Annotated in this window: 9 protein-coding genes, 1 tRNA gene and 3 pseudogenes; 5 read left to right on the forward strand and 8 right to left on the reverse strand. The window is 52.9% G+C overall.

Going from position 1 to position 14998, the window contains the following annotated elements; genetic code table 11:
* Positions 1-10 precede the first annotated feature (10 nt).
* Positions 11-912, forward strand: a pseudogene (locus tag BCA33_RS02280) (TIGR01777 family oxidoreductase).
* Between the two features lie 91 nt (positions 913-1003).
* Positions 1004-1079, forward strand: a tRNA-Glu gene (locus BCA33_RS02285).
* 128 nt (positions 1080-1207) lie between these two features.
* Here BCA33_RS02285 and ccoM read toward each other — a convergent pair.
* Positions 1208-1315, reverse strand: a pseudogene (gene ccoM, locus BCA33_RS20425) (cytochrome c oxidase subunit CcoM); the annotation flags it as partial.
* A 245-nt stretch (positions 1316-1560) separates the two neighbouring features.
* Between ccoM and BCA33_RS02290 the strand changes: the two are divergent.
* Genes BCA33_RS02290 through pta form a run of 3 tightly spaced genes read left to right on the forward strand, consistent with a single transcriptional unit; the run spans position 1561 to position 7378 of the window.
* Positions 1561-3978 (forward strand): EAL domain-containing protein, encoded by a 2418-nt coding sequence (locus BCA33_RS02290; protein WP_071263180.1) that lies wholly within the window; start codon positions 1561-1563, stop codon positions 3976-3978.
* Entirely contained in the window at positions 3975-5162 is a 1188-nt protein-coding gene (locus tag BCA33_RS02295) for an acetate kinase (protein WP_071263269.1), read from the forward strand. Before BCA33_RS02290 ends, BCA33_RS02295 begins: the two co-directional genes overlap by 4 nt.
* Positions 5163-5221: 59 nt before the next feature.
* The gene (pta, locus tag BCA33_RS02300) at positions 5222-7378 is read left to right on the forward strand and encodes a phosphate acetyltransferase (protein ID WP_071263181.1); all 2157 of its coding nucleotides are present in this window, start codon (positions 5222-5224) and stop codon (positions 7376-7378) included.
* 26 nt (positions 7379-7404) lie between these two features.
* Here pta and der read toward each other — a convergent pair whose 3' ends face one another.
* The 7 genes and pseudogenes from der to pilW all read right to left on the reverse strand — a co-directional run bounded on the left by der (position 7405) and on the right by pilW (position 14987).
* Positions 7405-8826 carry a ribosome biogenesis GTPase Der gene (der, locus tag BCA33_RS02305; protein ID WP_071263182.1) on the reverse strand — a complete coding sequence of 474 codons (1422 nt, stop codon included), beginning with the start codon at positions 8824-8826 and terminating at the stop codon, positions 7405-7407.
* Between the two features lie 61 nt (positions 8827-8887).
* Entirely contained in the window at positions 8888-10060 is a 1173-nt protein-coding gene (gene bamB, locus BCA33_RS02310) for an outer membrane protein assembly factor BamB (RefSeq protein WP_071263183.1), read from the reverse strand.
* On the reverse strand, positions 10060-10725 hold the full coding sequence (locus BCA33_RS02315; RefSeq protein WP_071263184.1) for a tetratricopeptide repeat protein: 666 nt from the start codon (positions 10723-10725) through the stop codon (positions 10060-10062). The genes bamB and BCA33_RS02315 overlap by 1 nt, the downstream gene beginning before the upstream one ends.
* Positions 10726-10767: 42 nt before the next feature.
* Complete coding sequence (gene hisS, locus BCA33_RS02320; RefSeq protein ID WP_083394603.1) at positions 10768-12048, reverse strand: histidine--tRNA ligase; 1281 nt, start codon at positions 12046-12048, stop codon at positions 10768-10770.
* Positions 12049-12101: 53 nt separating this feature from the next.
* Positions 12102-13219 (reverse strand): annotated as a pseudogene (gene ispG, locus BCA33_RS02325) (flavodoxin-dependent (E)-4-hydroxy-3-methylbut-2-enyl-diphosphate synthase).
* A 36-nt stretch (positions 13220-13255) separates the two neighbouring features.
* Positions 13256-14197 (reverse strand): RodZ domain-containing protein, encoded by a 942-nt coding sequence (locus BCA33_RS02330; protein ID WP_071263186.1) that lies wholly within the window; start codon positions 14195-14197, stop codon positions 13256-13258.
* Positions 14187-14987 carry a type IV pilus biogenesis/stability protein PilW gene (gene pilW, locus BCA33_RS02335; protein ID WP_071263187.1) on the reverse strand — a complete coding sequence of 267 codons (801 nt, stop codon included), beginning with the start codon at positions 14985-14987 and terminating at the stop codon, positions 14187-14189. The genes BCA33_RS02330 and pilW overlap by 11 nt, the downstream gene beginning before the upstream one ends.
* Positions 14988-14998: the final 11 nt, after the last annotated feature.

Below are 14998 nucleotides of genomic sequence, written 5' to 3' on the forward strand. Positions count from 1 at the left end.
GAGAGCCATTATGCGTAAACGAGTACTGATTACTGGTGGCACTGGATTTATTGGCAGCAGCCTGTGCCCAGAAATGCTGGACCGCGGCTATGAGCTGGCCGTTTTAAGCCGGCAATCTCCCAGTAAAGTGCGCTCAATCTGCGGCCAGGTTAAGGTTATCAACGACCTTGATAGCCTGAGATCCGATGCGGGTTACGATGCGGTGATTAACCTCGCAGGTGAAGGCATCGCGGACAAACGGTGGACTGACGAACGAAAACAGGCATTAAAGAATAGCCGCATAGCTCTCACCAACACACTCATCGAAATCGTCAACAACTGGACCAAGCCGCCAGAAGTCATGGTTTCAGGCTCAGCGGTAGGCTTTTACGGTGCTCAGGGCGACAACCCGGTAACAGAAGACACGCCACCCCACGATGAATTTTCTCACCAACTCTGTAAAGACTGGGAGGATGCAGCTCTGAAACTGCAATCTGCCAATGTGCGGGTATGCCTGTCGAGAACTGGCGTTGTGGTGGGTCCCGGAGGTGGCTTTTTGCAACGCATGATCTTGCCATTCAAATTCGGGCTGGGAGGTCGCTGGGTGATGGCAATCAATATATGCCGTGGGTTCACCGTGATGATGTTGTGGCAGCCCTTATCTGGATGCTGGAGACACCAGAGGCCTCAGGCGCATACAACGTAGTTAGCCCCAATCCGGCCAAAAACCGTGAGTTCACTCAAACCTTGGCCAAGGTGCTGAGGCGGCCTGCGATATTTCCGGTGCCTACAGCCGTTTTGAAAGTAGCTCTAGGAGAAATGTCACGCCTTTTACTGACAGGCCAGCGGGCGATGCCCGCAAGACTCACTGAGTCGGGATTCAAGTTTATCTTCCCCTCGCTTGAGAAGGCGCTTGAAAATGCTACAAATTAAAACGCTTACTTTTCAACAAAAGCGTTGACAGGCGGGTGAGGCTTACTTAATATACGCGCCACCTCGACGAGGCAAGGTTTTAAAGCGTTGCGTCCCCTTCGTCTAGTGGCCTAGGACTCCGCCCTTTCACGGCGGCAACAGGGGTTCGAACCCCCTAGGGGACGCCATTTTTATTTTGCGGCTCAAAAAGCCTAAAAGTAAAAAAACAGCTTAGCCTTCCAAAGCTCCAACCTTGGAGCTGGCCCTTTCAGGCCGCTTTCTCTCCTGTATTTATATCTTTCTTGTGCTGACCGCCCTCGTGGGCTTTTTGATCACGCATAATAAATATGCCCACGCCAACAAAAAACGCCACCATCAGCAATACAGTCGCAATTCCGGCGAAAACCACAACGTCCATATACATAGCTCTTCTCCCGACTTATCTAAAACTTGATTAAGCTCAGGTTACGTCACCCCTGCAGACAAGCATTGATCTGCATCAATGGAGAGCATCACTCCAGAACCGAAAATTCCACCAATACAAAAACGAACACATTTCTCTCATGTTTCCGAGTATTTGCAGGGAATTTGGCAGTCAGTGCTGCTATAGTCAGCGAGCAATTAACTGTCCGTTTTTATCAACAGGTCTGGGTGGCTAAAGTACGACACATGCCGAAACTGCCGACACGCCTCCAACGCTTTCGCTCAGGCTCTCCTCTGACTTTCAGACTGCTTGCCTGGATACTTCTGTTCAGCTCTGCTTTCACCCTGATTGCTTCGGCCATCCAGATTTATTCCGACTATAGAAAAGAGCTTTCCCAGATTGACCAACGCATGCACGTAGTCGAATCCGGGTATGCCTCCAGCCTGGCCAGAAGCCTGTGGGCTCTCGATCAAAAACTGCTTCAAACCCAGATGGAAGGCATTCTAAGCCTGCCAGACATTGTTCACGTGAGGCTTGGAATTGAACCAGGCTCTGAACTGGTTATGGGCGAAATCCCTCGGGGTGCGGACACCAAATCGCACAAATTCGATGTTACCCATCAAGGCGATGGCGTACTTAAGTTAGGTGAGCTCACCGTTACCGCCAACCTGGACCGGGTTTATCAGGACTTGAAGGTAAAGGTTGGCATCATTCTGGCCACTGAGTTTCTGAAAACTTTTTTTGTCTCTATCCTCATTATCCTGGTTTTCCGGCATTTCGTAGCCCGCCACCTGACAACAATGGCAAATTACGCAAAAGACTTTTCACTGAATAATCTCAGCACCCCACTCAAGCTCGACCGCCCGGACACACCTTCGCACCGCAGCGATGAAATCGGCCAAGTAACTGAAGCGTTCAACCAAATGCGTGAACGGCTGAACGACGACATGGTGCGCCAGGAACGAGATGCCGCTGAGATTTACAAGTTCTCCAAAGCTATCGAACAAAGCCCCTCTTCCGTCGTTATGTGCGATCGCCAGTGGCGGGTTGAGTTTGCCAATAAGAAGTTCACGCAACTCACAGGTTACGACGCCAAAGCAATTGTTGGTCGGCACCCCGGTGCTTTGAACGATAACAACCTCGAAAACCGTGATAACCGCAACCTCTGGAAATCTATACGCTTACAGGTGCAGCGAGTCGGGGTCTGGCAGGGTGAAGTAAACAGCGTGCGCCGTAACGGCGAGCGATTCTGGGAACAGTTAATTGTTACGCCGATCAAAGACTCCGCCGGTGATGCCACGGGTTACATCATCCTCGGTGAGGATATCAGCATTCGAAAGCGCTACGAACAACAGCTATTGCGCCAGGCAAACTACGACATCCTGACCGGCCTCCCCAACCGTATGCTCGCACTGGATCGGTTAAAACTCGCACTGGCACAGGCCAGGCGCGAAGCCTCCATGGTTGGCGTCATGTTTCTGGATCTTGACAACTTCAAACATATTAATGACACCCTGGGCCACGACGCAGGCGACAATCTACTCATCGAGGCAGCTCGCCGGATCTCCAGCTGTCTTCGCGGAACCAGCACCGTCGCCCGCCTTGGGGGAGACGAGTTTCTGGTGATTCTGCCAGGTCTTACCGGCCCTGAATCTTCCTCTCAGGTGGCAGAGCGTATTCTTGCGAACTTTACCCCAGCCTATGTCCTCAATGGCCAGGAAATCTTTGTCACTACCAGCATTGGAATTGCAATTTTCCCTACAGACTCCGACAACAGCGGCACCCTGCTCCAACACGCAGACGCCGCCATGTATCAGGCTAAACACCAGGGCAAGAGCTCGTACGCACACTTTACTCCGGAAATGTCTGAGGTATCCCATGAGCGCTTGCAGATGGAATCCCGCATGCGGCGAGCGCTGGAGCTAAATGAGTTTGAACTCTACTTTCAGCCTATCGTAGATACCGCCACTGGCACGCTGCGAGCGGCGGAAGCACTGTTGCGCTGGAACAACCCTGTCATGGGCATGGTTATGCCGGATCGTTTTATCCCGTTGGCCGAAGAAACCGGGTTAATCATTCCTATTGGTGAGTGGGTGCTTGAGCAGGCCTGCCTTGCAGCAAAAAGCTGGACAGAAGCAATCGGTCATGACATTGGCATATCGGTTAACGTATCTCCGCGACAATTTCGCGATCCCGGCTTTTCCAAAGCCGTTATGGGCGCGCTTTCCAACAATGGTTTGGCTCCCGAACGACTGGAATTGGAAATTACAGAACGCCTGTTGCTCGATAATTCAATTGAAACGGCAGAAATTCTCCGGGAATTGGATCGAGCCGGCGTACGCCTATCAGTAGATGACTTCGGCACAGGCTACTCTGCCCTCAGCTACCTTAAAAGCTACCCGTTTGACACCCTGAAAATCGACAAGTCATTTGTCCAGGACGTTATGAAAGCGCCAGATGATGCGTCCCTTGTGCGCGCCATTATCAACATGGCTCACAGCCTTGGACTTACCATCATAGCGGAAGGCGTTGAGGATGAATCCCAAACTTACTTCCTAAAACAGGAAGGCTGTGACTTCGCCCAAGGCTATTTTTACAGTCATCCACTGCCTGCCGGGGAGTTCATCGAGTGGCTAAAAACCAATCACCGTATAGCAACCTGACACAATCCATTCTTGTTGTTAATTGCGGCAGCTCATCCTTAAAGCTCGCCCTATTCGACGAAAATGAAAAAAAGATCGCCTCGGCAATAGCCGAGCGCCTTAACGGGCAAGATGCATTTTCACGGATTGACGGCGACAAGCAGCCTGTAACGTTGCCCACAAACCCCAATCACAAACAGGCGCTGCAAGCACTGGTTTCCGCTTTCCTGGAGCGCCGATTAATGTCTGGGGCTCCCACGTCTATCGGCCACCGCGTTGTGCATGGCGGCGAAACCTTTCGCGAAGCCGTGTTGATTGATGACGATGCGGTAAAGGCTATCAACAGTTGCGCAGGGCTTGCGCCGCTCCATAACCCGGTCAACCTGGCCGGAATCGAAGCCACCCGGGAACAGTTCCCTGACACGCCACAGATTGCCGTGTTTGATACGGCGTACCACCAAACCCTTGCGCCTCGCGCTTTCCTTTATGCCCTACCAGAAGCTTACTACAGTGACTGGGCCGTTCGGCGCTACGGATTTCATGGTATAAGCCACTTTTTTATGGCTAATGAAGCTGCACGGCGGCTTGGTAAAGCGCCTGAAAACACCTCTATCATCTCAGCCCATCTTGGAAACGGCTGCAGCATAACGGCAATTAAGAACGGCCAGAGTGTCGATACCAGCATGGGGCTCACACCTCTTGAAGGGTTGGTCATGGGCACCCGCAGCGGCGACATAGATCCTGGGCTTTTTGAGTATCTACGCACACAAGGTGTTGCTGTTGAGGATGTTCACACCGTGCTTAATCACAAAAGCGGCCTCCTGGGAATCTCTGGGCAAACCAACGATATGCGCACGCTTTGTGAGCTTGCCGATACCGGCCATCAAGCTTCTGCTCTTGCCATTGAAATTTTTTGCTTCCGCCTGGCCAAATACGTCGGCGCTATGATGGCGTCGCTAAGCCAACTGGATGCACTGGTGTTCACAGGTGGAATCGGAGAAAACAGCGTACAGGTGCGTGAGAAAACCTTGGGCCATTTGCAGCTTCTAGGGTTTATTATTGATACTGATCTCAATGAGCACCATGGTCGCCATACTGACGGGCGCATCGAGCACCCCAACTCAAGCTTTCCAGTTCTTGTTCTCCCGACAAACGAAGAGCTGGTCATTGCCCGCGAGGCCTCGCGCTTGGCCCAAGCATACTGAGTGATATCTGCGGCTAAACCGTTTAAAGCAATCTTTTACTGAACCACCGGAAACCCTTTATGGCTAAAAGTCTGTTTATCGCCCCAACATCCATGGGGTCTGGACTCACCTCCGTTTGTTTAGGCCTACTACGTGCCATGGAGCGCGTAGGCATCAGCGTTGGTTTCTACAAACCCTTTTATCAGTCGGTTAATCAGGGAGAATCCCAACACAACAATGGCAAAGACTCGTCCGTTACCTTTGTTCGTTCCCGCAGCCACCTGCAGCCGCCAGACCCGATCACACTAAAAGAAGCGCAACAGTTGCTGAACCGCGGGAAGTCCGACCTGCTAATGGAAACCGTGGTTGGCGAATACCAGAAAGTCGCCAAAGATGTTGATGTTGTGATCATTGAGGGGCTGGTGCCCGATCGTAGTGAAGCGTACATAGCACGGCTTAACGTAGAAGTGGCTCGCAACCTTGGTTCCGACGTGGTGCTGGTAAGCACGCCGGGCAAGTGCAGCCCTGCCCAGCTGGATGCCGATCTCGATTTTGCCGCACGCGTGTTCTCGGATATATCGGCAAAGGATGCCATTGCCGTTATTCTCAACAAACTCGGCGAGCCTGAAAGATCTGGACTGGAACCATATAGCAACGTTACCCAAGCGATCGGCGAAACTGTCGATTACCAGAGCGCTTGCAGTGTCTTCAGGGACGGGCGCTTCAGACTGCTGGCAGAAATTCCCTGGCAGGCAGAGTTGATGGCACCCCGAGTATCCGATATCGCCCGGGAGCTAAACGTTCCTGTGTTGCATGAAGGCCAGATGCTAACCCGCCGGGTGCAGAGAGTGTCTGTGTGTGCTCGGTCGATCCGCAATATGACCCAAACCCTGGGCCCCGGCACACTGATGGTCACCCCCGGGGATCGCGAGGATATTATAGTAGCCACGGCTGTGGCGGCGTTGAATGGCGTGCCTCTTGCCGGCCTGATGCTAACCGGCGGCCTGATGCCAGACCAGCGCGTAATCGATCTATGCTCACGGGCGCTGAATACCGGATTGCCAGTGCTGTCCTCGAACACCAATACCTACGAAACCGCGCACATGCTGGCGAATCTTTCCGCCGCGATTCCAACCGACGACCCGGACAGAATCGAGAAAGCGATGGAAGCGGTCGCCACACAAATTGATACCGATTGGCTTCAGGAGCACCTACGTGTTGCCGTTCAGAGCCGCCTTTCGCCACCGGCATTCCGCTACCAATTATCTGAGCGCGCCCGGGCAGCCAACAAGCGCATCGTACTTCCGGAAGGCTGCGAGCCACGCACCGTGCAAGCTGCCATTATTTGCCACCAACGGAAGCTCGCCCGTTGTGCGCTGATCGGCGACGAGACTGAAATCCGTAACGTTGCCACCTCCCAGGGTCTGGAATTACCCGATGATATTGAAATTATCGACCCTGCCAAAGTACGCAAAAACTACATTGCCCCAATGGTTGAATTACGCCAACACAAAGGGCTAGCACCAGATATGGCGGAAGCTTTGCTTGAAGACAACGTGGTTATGGGCACCATGATGGTCGCGCTGGACGAGGCAGATGGCCTGGTTTCTGGTGCTATTCACACCACTGCCAATACCGTTCGCCCTGCCCTGCAGCTGATCAAAACACACGATCAGGCCAAAGTTGTTTCCTCGGTATTTTTCATGCTGCTGCCACAGCAGGTTGTGGTTTACGGCGATTGCGCGATCAACCCGGACCCAAATGCCGAAGAACTCGCAGATATTGCCATACAAAGTGCGGAGTCAGCAGAAGCCTTTGGCGTTGAGCCAGTGGTTGCCATGATCAGCTATAGCACCGGCGAGTCCGGAAGCGGGCATGATGTTGAGAAGGTGCGCGAAGCAACCAAAATTGCCCGAGAGCGCCGGCCAAACCTGCTTATTGACGGACCACTGCAGTACGATGCTGCGGCTATCGAAAGCGTTGCCCGTAGCAAGGCTCCGAACAGTAAGGTTGCAGGTAAAGCAACGGTGTTTATCTTCCCGGATCTGAATACGGGCAACACCACCTACAAGGCTGTTCAACGTAGCGCCAACGTGGTGAGCATTGGCCCCATGCTTCAGGGTTTAAGAAAGCCGGTTAACGATCTATCGCGAGGTGCATTGGTAGAGGATATTGTGTTTACCATAGCGCTTACAGCGGTTCAGGCAAAGCAAGTAGAGGATGCGGGGCTGGCTTGAGCCGCCCCGCATAACAAAAAGACCTGTCAGCGTTTGAGACTTTTCTGACGGGTTCTTTTCACATGACGCCCTGCCTTCAGATCATTATCTTGCTTGACCTTCTGGCGTGGCGTTTTCCGGTCCACCTTATTGGCAAAAGGGTTTTCACTGGAACGGAACTCGAACCGAATCGGCGAACCCGTCACCTTTAACACTTTGCGGAACGTGTTTTCGAGGTAACGTTTGTAGGAGCCCGGTAGCGCCGCTGTCTGGTTGCCGTGAACAACGATAACCGGAGGATTAGAGCCGCCCTGGTGAGCATAGCGCAACTTGATTCTACGCCCGCGAACCAGGGGCGGCTGATGCTGAGAAATGGCATCTTCAAGGATGGTTGTAAGCCGGTTAGTTGGCCACTTGGCCATAGCTGATTCATAACAGGCCTCCACCGAGTCATACATAACGCCCACGCCCGATCCGTGGAGTGCGGAAATGTAGTGTTTGTCCGCGTAATCAAGAAACTCCAGGCGACGCTTTACCTGCTCTTTAACCTTGGCGCGGTCTTCGGGATCCATCCCATCCCATTTGTTAACCGCAACCACCAATGAACGACCCGCATCAAGAACGAAACCTATCAGGTGCAAATCCTGATCGACCAACCCCTCACGTGCATCAATCACAAGTATGACTACGTGGGCATCATCAATGGCCTTCAGTGTCTTGATAATGGAAAACTTTTCCACTGTCTCATTTACATTCTTGCGACGCCTAACACCGGCGGTATCAATAAGCGTATATTGCTTGTCGTGGCGCTCATAAGGAATGTAGACACTGTCCCGAGTAGTGCCTGGCATGTCATAAACAATGACCCGCTCCTCACCAAGCATACGGTTAACCAGCGTTGACTTACCAACGTTGGGGCGGCCAACAATGCCTATACGGATGCCCGGATACCGGCCTGCGTGGTCGGCTTCAATCCGGTCTTCCTCAGACGGTAGCAGCAACTCGAGCATCGAGCGGACGCCACGGTTATGAGATGCGGCCACCATGAAGGTTGATGCGAACCCGAGGCTATAAAAATCAGCGGCGGCGACATCCGGATCCTGGCCGTCTGTCTTGTTAACAACCAGATGCGCCTGCTTGCCCGATCGGCGCAGGTGGTCGGCTATCATTTCATCACCTACCGTAAGCCCTGCGCGACCATCAACCAAAAAGAGCACAATGTCTGCTTCTTCTACAGCCTGCATGGACTGCCGGGCCATCTCGACATCCAGCCCTTCTTCTGTTCCCGTAAGGCCGCCCGTATCGATCACGATAAAGCGCTGTTCGTCGTACGTGCCCTCACCGTACTTGCGATCCCGGGTCAGGCCAGGAAAATCCGCAACCAGTGCATCGCGAGAGCGCGTCATCTGGTTGAATAATGTCGATTTGCCGACATTTGGCCGGCCGACAAGGGCAATTACTGGGGTCATAATGATTCGCTATACAGTCGTTTTAGGCTCAGCGTGCGGCAGAGCGTTGAAGGCGTGCGGATCAGTTCCGCTCCTTCAGTTTGAATACAGACAGTTTACCGCCATTTCCGAAAACCATCAGGTTTCCGTTGGCCATGCGCTGCAATGGAACCCGCAGGCCATCACTGTCATAACTTTTTTGGCCTACGAGGCTTCCATCTTCCGCTGAAAGCAGGTGCAGGTAACCTTCATAATCGCCCACAACCAAATAGTTCTCGTAAACGGCTGGCTGGGTCAGTTGGCGCCAGGACAAACGATCCTGAAGCCAAAGCTCTCTGCGATCAGAGCCTCGGTAAGCAACCACATCGCCGTTTGCGGAAGACAGGTAAATGTTACCGCCTCCTACCATCGGCGCATGCAAACTCGACGCCTTACGGCTCCAGATTTCCTGGCCGGTACGGATATCAATCAGAGCAAGTTTACCTTGATAGCCAGAAACCATCACAGCGGTATCAAGAACCAGCGGCTGGCCGGCAATATCGACTAGCCTCTCAAGTTCTGTACGACCTTGAGGTTGCCCTACTTCATACTGCCAAAGAGGCTGGCCCGCATCGGCCGATAACGCAATGAGTTTGCCATTGGAAAAAGAAGCAAGCACAACATCCCCCCCTACCAACGGGGCTGCAGCTGCTCGCAAAGAAAGCGCCGGTACCACACCATCGTACTGCCAGCGCTTCTCACCGGTTGCCGTGTCAAAGGCAAGAACTCGACCGTCAGTGGTCTGAGCGACTACCAGTGTCCCGTTTGACTGCGGGGCCGCCAAGGCTTCTGTAGGTAAGCCAATGCGCCAAAGCTCTCCACCGTCTTCACGGGAAAGAGCAATCAGATCCGCCTCACGGGTAACCAAATAAAGTTGGTTCTGGTCTCCGCCAACGCCGGCAAAGATCCTATCCTCCAGTTCTCGCTCCCAGCGCAGCTCCCCAGTCTCGGCATCCACCGCAACCAGTTCACCGTCAGCAGACGCCGCGTACACTGTATCGCCAGCATTCAGGGGCGACAGATACAAAAATTCGTCGTCGTGCCCGTCTCCTACCGACATGCTCCAGACGGTGTCGAATTCCACCGTGCTGTCTACTTCAGGAACCGGCACCGGCTGTTCAAAGGTATCGGTTGTGCTGCAACCGGATACACCCAGTGCCGTTATCACGACTGAGAAAATGCCAGCCCGAACCAGCCCATTACCAGTCAACCGCATCAAGCCTCCTCTCCAACACCAAGGTCAGACAGCTTAAGCTCAAGAATCCCGCTACGGCCTTGCTGGCTCTGTTCACGGGCAGCCAAGTATGCATCCAGGGCACCTTTCTCATCGCCCTGGGCCAACAGAATGTCGCCACGCAGCTCGGAGAAAATTGCGGCAAACGCATCTGCGCTCTCCATGCTACCTGCAGCATCAATTGTCGCCAGTGCATCGTCATAACGCTCGCCAGAAAACTGAGCACGGGCAAGGCGATTGCGTACTACCATGGCCAGCGCTTTATGCTCACCAGCTTTTTCCAGAGCCCACTGGAGTGAGGCAACGGCAGCTTCGGCATCGTTCTCTTCAATCAGTTGTTGACGAGCAAGAACCAGGTTGCCATATACCGCATAGGTACTGTCGGTGTAATCATCGCGCAGAGTTTTCGCGACAAAAGCCACCGTTTCACCAGAGGTTTCGTCTGCCTCGTTGCCGAACGCATTTAACAGGGTTGCAAACTGGTTAGCGGCCTCGGTTCGCTGCTGATCCTGATGGTTTTGCCAGGCCTGCCAGCCAAATACAATGGCGAGGGCGGCACCGATACCCATAAGCAGCGAGCTACCATTTCGCTTCCACCAATCCTTAATCGCTTGCACCTGTTCTTCTTCGGTGTTCAATTCCGCCATGTTGACTCCAGTAATGGTTTTTTAATTTTGTATTCGTACGAATCAGCTCGCCAGGGCTTTCGTAAGCGTCGCTGCCAAATCACTCTGCGCCACGCTGCTTTGATCTTCGTCCGAACGCAGCGGTTTAACGACCGCCGTTGCATTCTCTAACTCATTGTCGCCCAAAATTACAGCGTATAGGGCACCACTTCTATCTGCTTTTTTCATCTGGCTTTTAAAGCTGCCGCCACCACAATGGCTTACAACCACTCGGCTCGGGAGTTCGGTGCGCAACGTTTCTGCAAGCGCCATTGCGGGCGCGACTGCGGCATCACCCATGGCCGTCACATAAATATCTGCATTGCCATTGGCCTCTTCCGGCACCAAGCCAAGGGTGTCCAATAACAGAATGAGGCGTTCCAGCCCCATAGCAAAACCAACAGCAGTGGTCGGCTTACCGCCAAGCTGCTCTACCAAGCCGTCGTAGCGGCCACCAGCACAAATTGTTCCCTGGGCGCCAAGGCTGTCAGTCACCCACTCGAACACAGTTTTGCCGTAGTAGTCGAGCCCTCGAACAAGAGCCGGGTTAACGGTGTAAGCAATACCTGCCGCATCCAGCAACTCTTTAAGCCGGCCAAAATGCTCACGTGATTCTTCATCCAGATAGTTTTCCAGGCGGGGCGCGTCGATGAGTAACTTACGCGTGCCCGGGTCTTTGCTGTCCAGAATACGAAGCGGGTTGGTATCAAGGCGGCGCAGGCTGTCTGCATCAAGCTGCGTCTTGTACTGGGCCAGATACTCCACCAAGGCGCCGCGAAACTCTTTGCGCGCGGTTGATGAGCCGATGGAGTTGATTTCCAGGCGCGCATGCGTGCCCAACCCTAGCTCCTGCCAAAGCCTGGCCGTAAGAATCAGCAGTTCCGCATCAATATCCGGGCCTGGCATACCAAAGCATTCCACGCCAATCTGATGAAACTGACGATAACGCCCTTTTTGCGGACGCTCATGCCGGAACATAGGCCCGGTGTACCAAAGTCTGCGAGTCTGATTAAACAGTAAGCCGTGCTCTTCTGCCGCACGAACACACCCAGCCGTGCCTTCTGGCCGCAGGGTAAGGCTGTCACCGTTGCGATCTGCAAAGGTGTACATTTCTTTTTCTACGATGTCAGTCACTTCACCAATGGAGCGCTTGAACAGGTCAGTCTGTTCCACCACTGGCATGCGAATTTCCTGATAACCGTATTGCCGCAGCACTTTGCGCGCAGTGGATTCGACGAACTGCCAGATTGGTGTCTGTTCTGGCAGAATATCGTTCATCCCGCGTATTGCCTGAATCTTAGCCAATGTAAACCCTTAGTTCTTTCTGGATAATCATGCCGGACCGAGGAGTTAACCGATCACTTGCCTGAACGCACAATAATGGCAGCTTCCTGCTCTTTACGGCGTGCGATCTCTTCCCGGACAAGCCGCTCAAGATCATCAGTAAGATTGGCATTATCAAGTTTTTGGTTCGGCTTACCCGCCCTGTAAAACAGGTTTTTAGGGCTTCCACCGGTCAGCCCAATATCCGCCACTTTGGCTTCACCTGGACCATTCACAATGCAGCCGATAATAGCGACGTCCAGAGCTTCTTTTACATCTTCAAGCCGAACTTCGAGGTCGTTCATGGTCTGAATCACATCAAAATTCTGGCGTGAGCAGCTAGGGCAGGCAATAAAATTAATACCACGGCTTCGCAGCCGCAGACTTTTTAGAATATCGAAACCTACTTTGATTTCCTGGACCGGATCCGCTGCCAAAGAAACCCGGATTGTGTCGCCAATGCCGTCCATCAACAACATACCAAGGCCAATGGATGACTTAACCGTGCCTGATCGCAGGCCACCGGCTTCGGTGATACCAAGGTGCAGGGGTTGATCAATCTGGGTCGCAATTTGGCGATACGCGGCCACAGTCATGAAAACCTCTGAGGCTTTCAGGCTGACTTTGAATTCCTGAAAATCGTGCCGGTCCAGAATGTCGATATGACGCATCGCAGACTCAACCAATGCTTCGTGTGTAGGCTCACCGTATTTGCGCTGAAGATCTTTTTCCAACGAGCCGGCATTTACGCCGATACGCATAGGAATGCCACGATCACGGCACGCACTGATCACCGCACTCACCCGGTCTTCGCGGCCAATATTGCCTGGATTAATCCGCAGGCAATCCACTCCCAGTTCAGCTACCCGTAGTGCTATTTTATGGTCAAAATGGATATCGGCTACCAAGGGAAGGGACACCCGCTCGCGTATCTTGCCGAAAGCATCCGCTGCCTCCATTGAAGGTACTGACACTCTTACTATATCGGCACCCGCATCCTGCAGCGCAGTGATCTGACCCACCGTTGCGTCTACATCGCAGGTGTTAGTGTTTGTCATGCTCTGCACCGCGATTGGCGCATCGCCACCAACGGGTACGTCCCTACCATGATCTGGCGGGATTTGCGTCTCTTGATCGGGGATTCCTGTTTCATTTGCTTATGACCGAAATAGATAAATGCAAAAAGTGTTCAGATTGTCAGCGTGAACTCAGAGCGATTATTCACCGCCGGAAAATCGCTAATGTCCACAGTCTCGCCCTGAAAGCGAATTGTTTTGACGGTGTTTACCGCGCCGATAACCACATTCAAAGGCGCTTTACCTGATACTTCGAGCCGCTCTCCAGCTCTTTTCATAGTGCTTGTCAGGCGATTTCCGCTGGCATCACGAACCTGTACCCAGCAATCACCGGTAAACACTATTTCCAGCTTGCCCGCTACAGGGCTGAGCGCTTCACTTACCGGCGGCTGAGCCAGAGCGGGCTCGGTGGTTTGAGCAACAACCGGTATCTGATCGTCTACTAATTCTTCAGGTGGAGCGGAAGCAGCATGCTCATCTGAAGACACCGCGCCGACATTGTCTGGCTCATTGTTAAAACCACCATCACCCGTCGCTATCTGCATGCCCGATTCGTCCACTGACTCATTGGCATCAACCTGCTGTTCGGATTCAACCGCTGCTGAGCGATCCGCCACGGCCTCTCCATTACCAAGCTTCGGCAAAACAAACATAACAACCAACGCACCAACAATCACAGCCACGGCAACTAACAAAAACAACTTGGCAATCCTGCGCTTTTTGCGCCTGCGACGCTCAAGGTCCACCAACGGGTTTGCCTCCAGCTCGCGTTCCTTTTGCAAACGAGCGGGTTCAAGCTCCAGGTTCAGTTCCGCAATAATTGCGTCTCCATCAAGACCAACCTGCTTCGCATAGGCCCGAGCGTAACCTTTAAGGAACAGCTCGCTGTCAATCTGGTCGTATTCTCCGTTTTCAATGGACTGGATAATACCGTTTCTCAAATGCTGCGCATCAGCAATCTGAGAAACACTCAGCCCAAGTTTCTCTCTTGCCTGCTTCAACTGCTGGCCAACGGGCTTGTTCGCTACGGTTTGTTGAGTGTCATCACTTGTCATTAGAAATCAGCGCCTTGTATTGTTGGTACTCTACTGACTCCGGGAAATTATTCTTTAACTGCAACACCAGGCTAGCTTCCTGGTTTCCATCCCCAAAGTGCCGCGCGATTCTAATGCCTGTTAGCAGACTCTCAGGGGAGTGTTGCAGGCGTTCGCTTCTCTGCATGATTTGTATCAGCCGATCATAATGGCGCGCAGCGCCAGCAATATCGCCAGATTCCACCATAACCCGGGAAAGTGAAAGTAACGAACGAGCATCGCCGCGAGTCAACTCAGTTGCGCGACGATAGGAGACAGCAGCTTCTGCCTTAAGACCAAGACGCTCCTGTGTCATACCAAGATTGTAGAAAACAGAACCACGATCTTTGTAATTGGTATCCTTGGATGCGGCCAGAAACTGGTCACGGGATTCTTTCAGGCGTCCTTGGGAATAAAGAAATGCACCGTAATACACTCTGCCACGGGTGTAACTGGGGTCGTTGGACACAGCTTGTTTGAAACTTTCTTCTGCAAGTTCCGCATCACCGTCGCTATTGTAGATGAGCCCGAACGCGGCAAGCGCCTGCGGGCTATCTGGATCAAGTTCAAGAGCGCGATCCAAGTGGTGCCGGGCCCGTTCGGTATTGCCTTGGCCGATATAAGCGGTGGCAAGCTGAACGTAGTTGTCGATAGCTTTCTGCTCATCGGCTTCGCGGGTGAAGCGGCTATCCGTTGTGGTAACACACCCGGAAATAAAGAGAGCGACCAGCAAGGTTGCTACCGCAGCAAAATATCCATTTACCGATTTCATAGCCACAGATT

The organism is Marinobacter sp. AC-23 (genome assembly GCF_001858325.1).
GTDB lineage: Bacteria > Pseudomonadota > Gammaproteobacteria > Pseudomonadales > Oleiphilaceae > Marinobacter.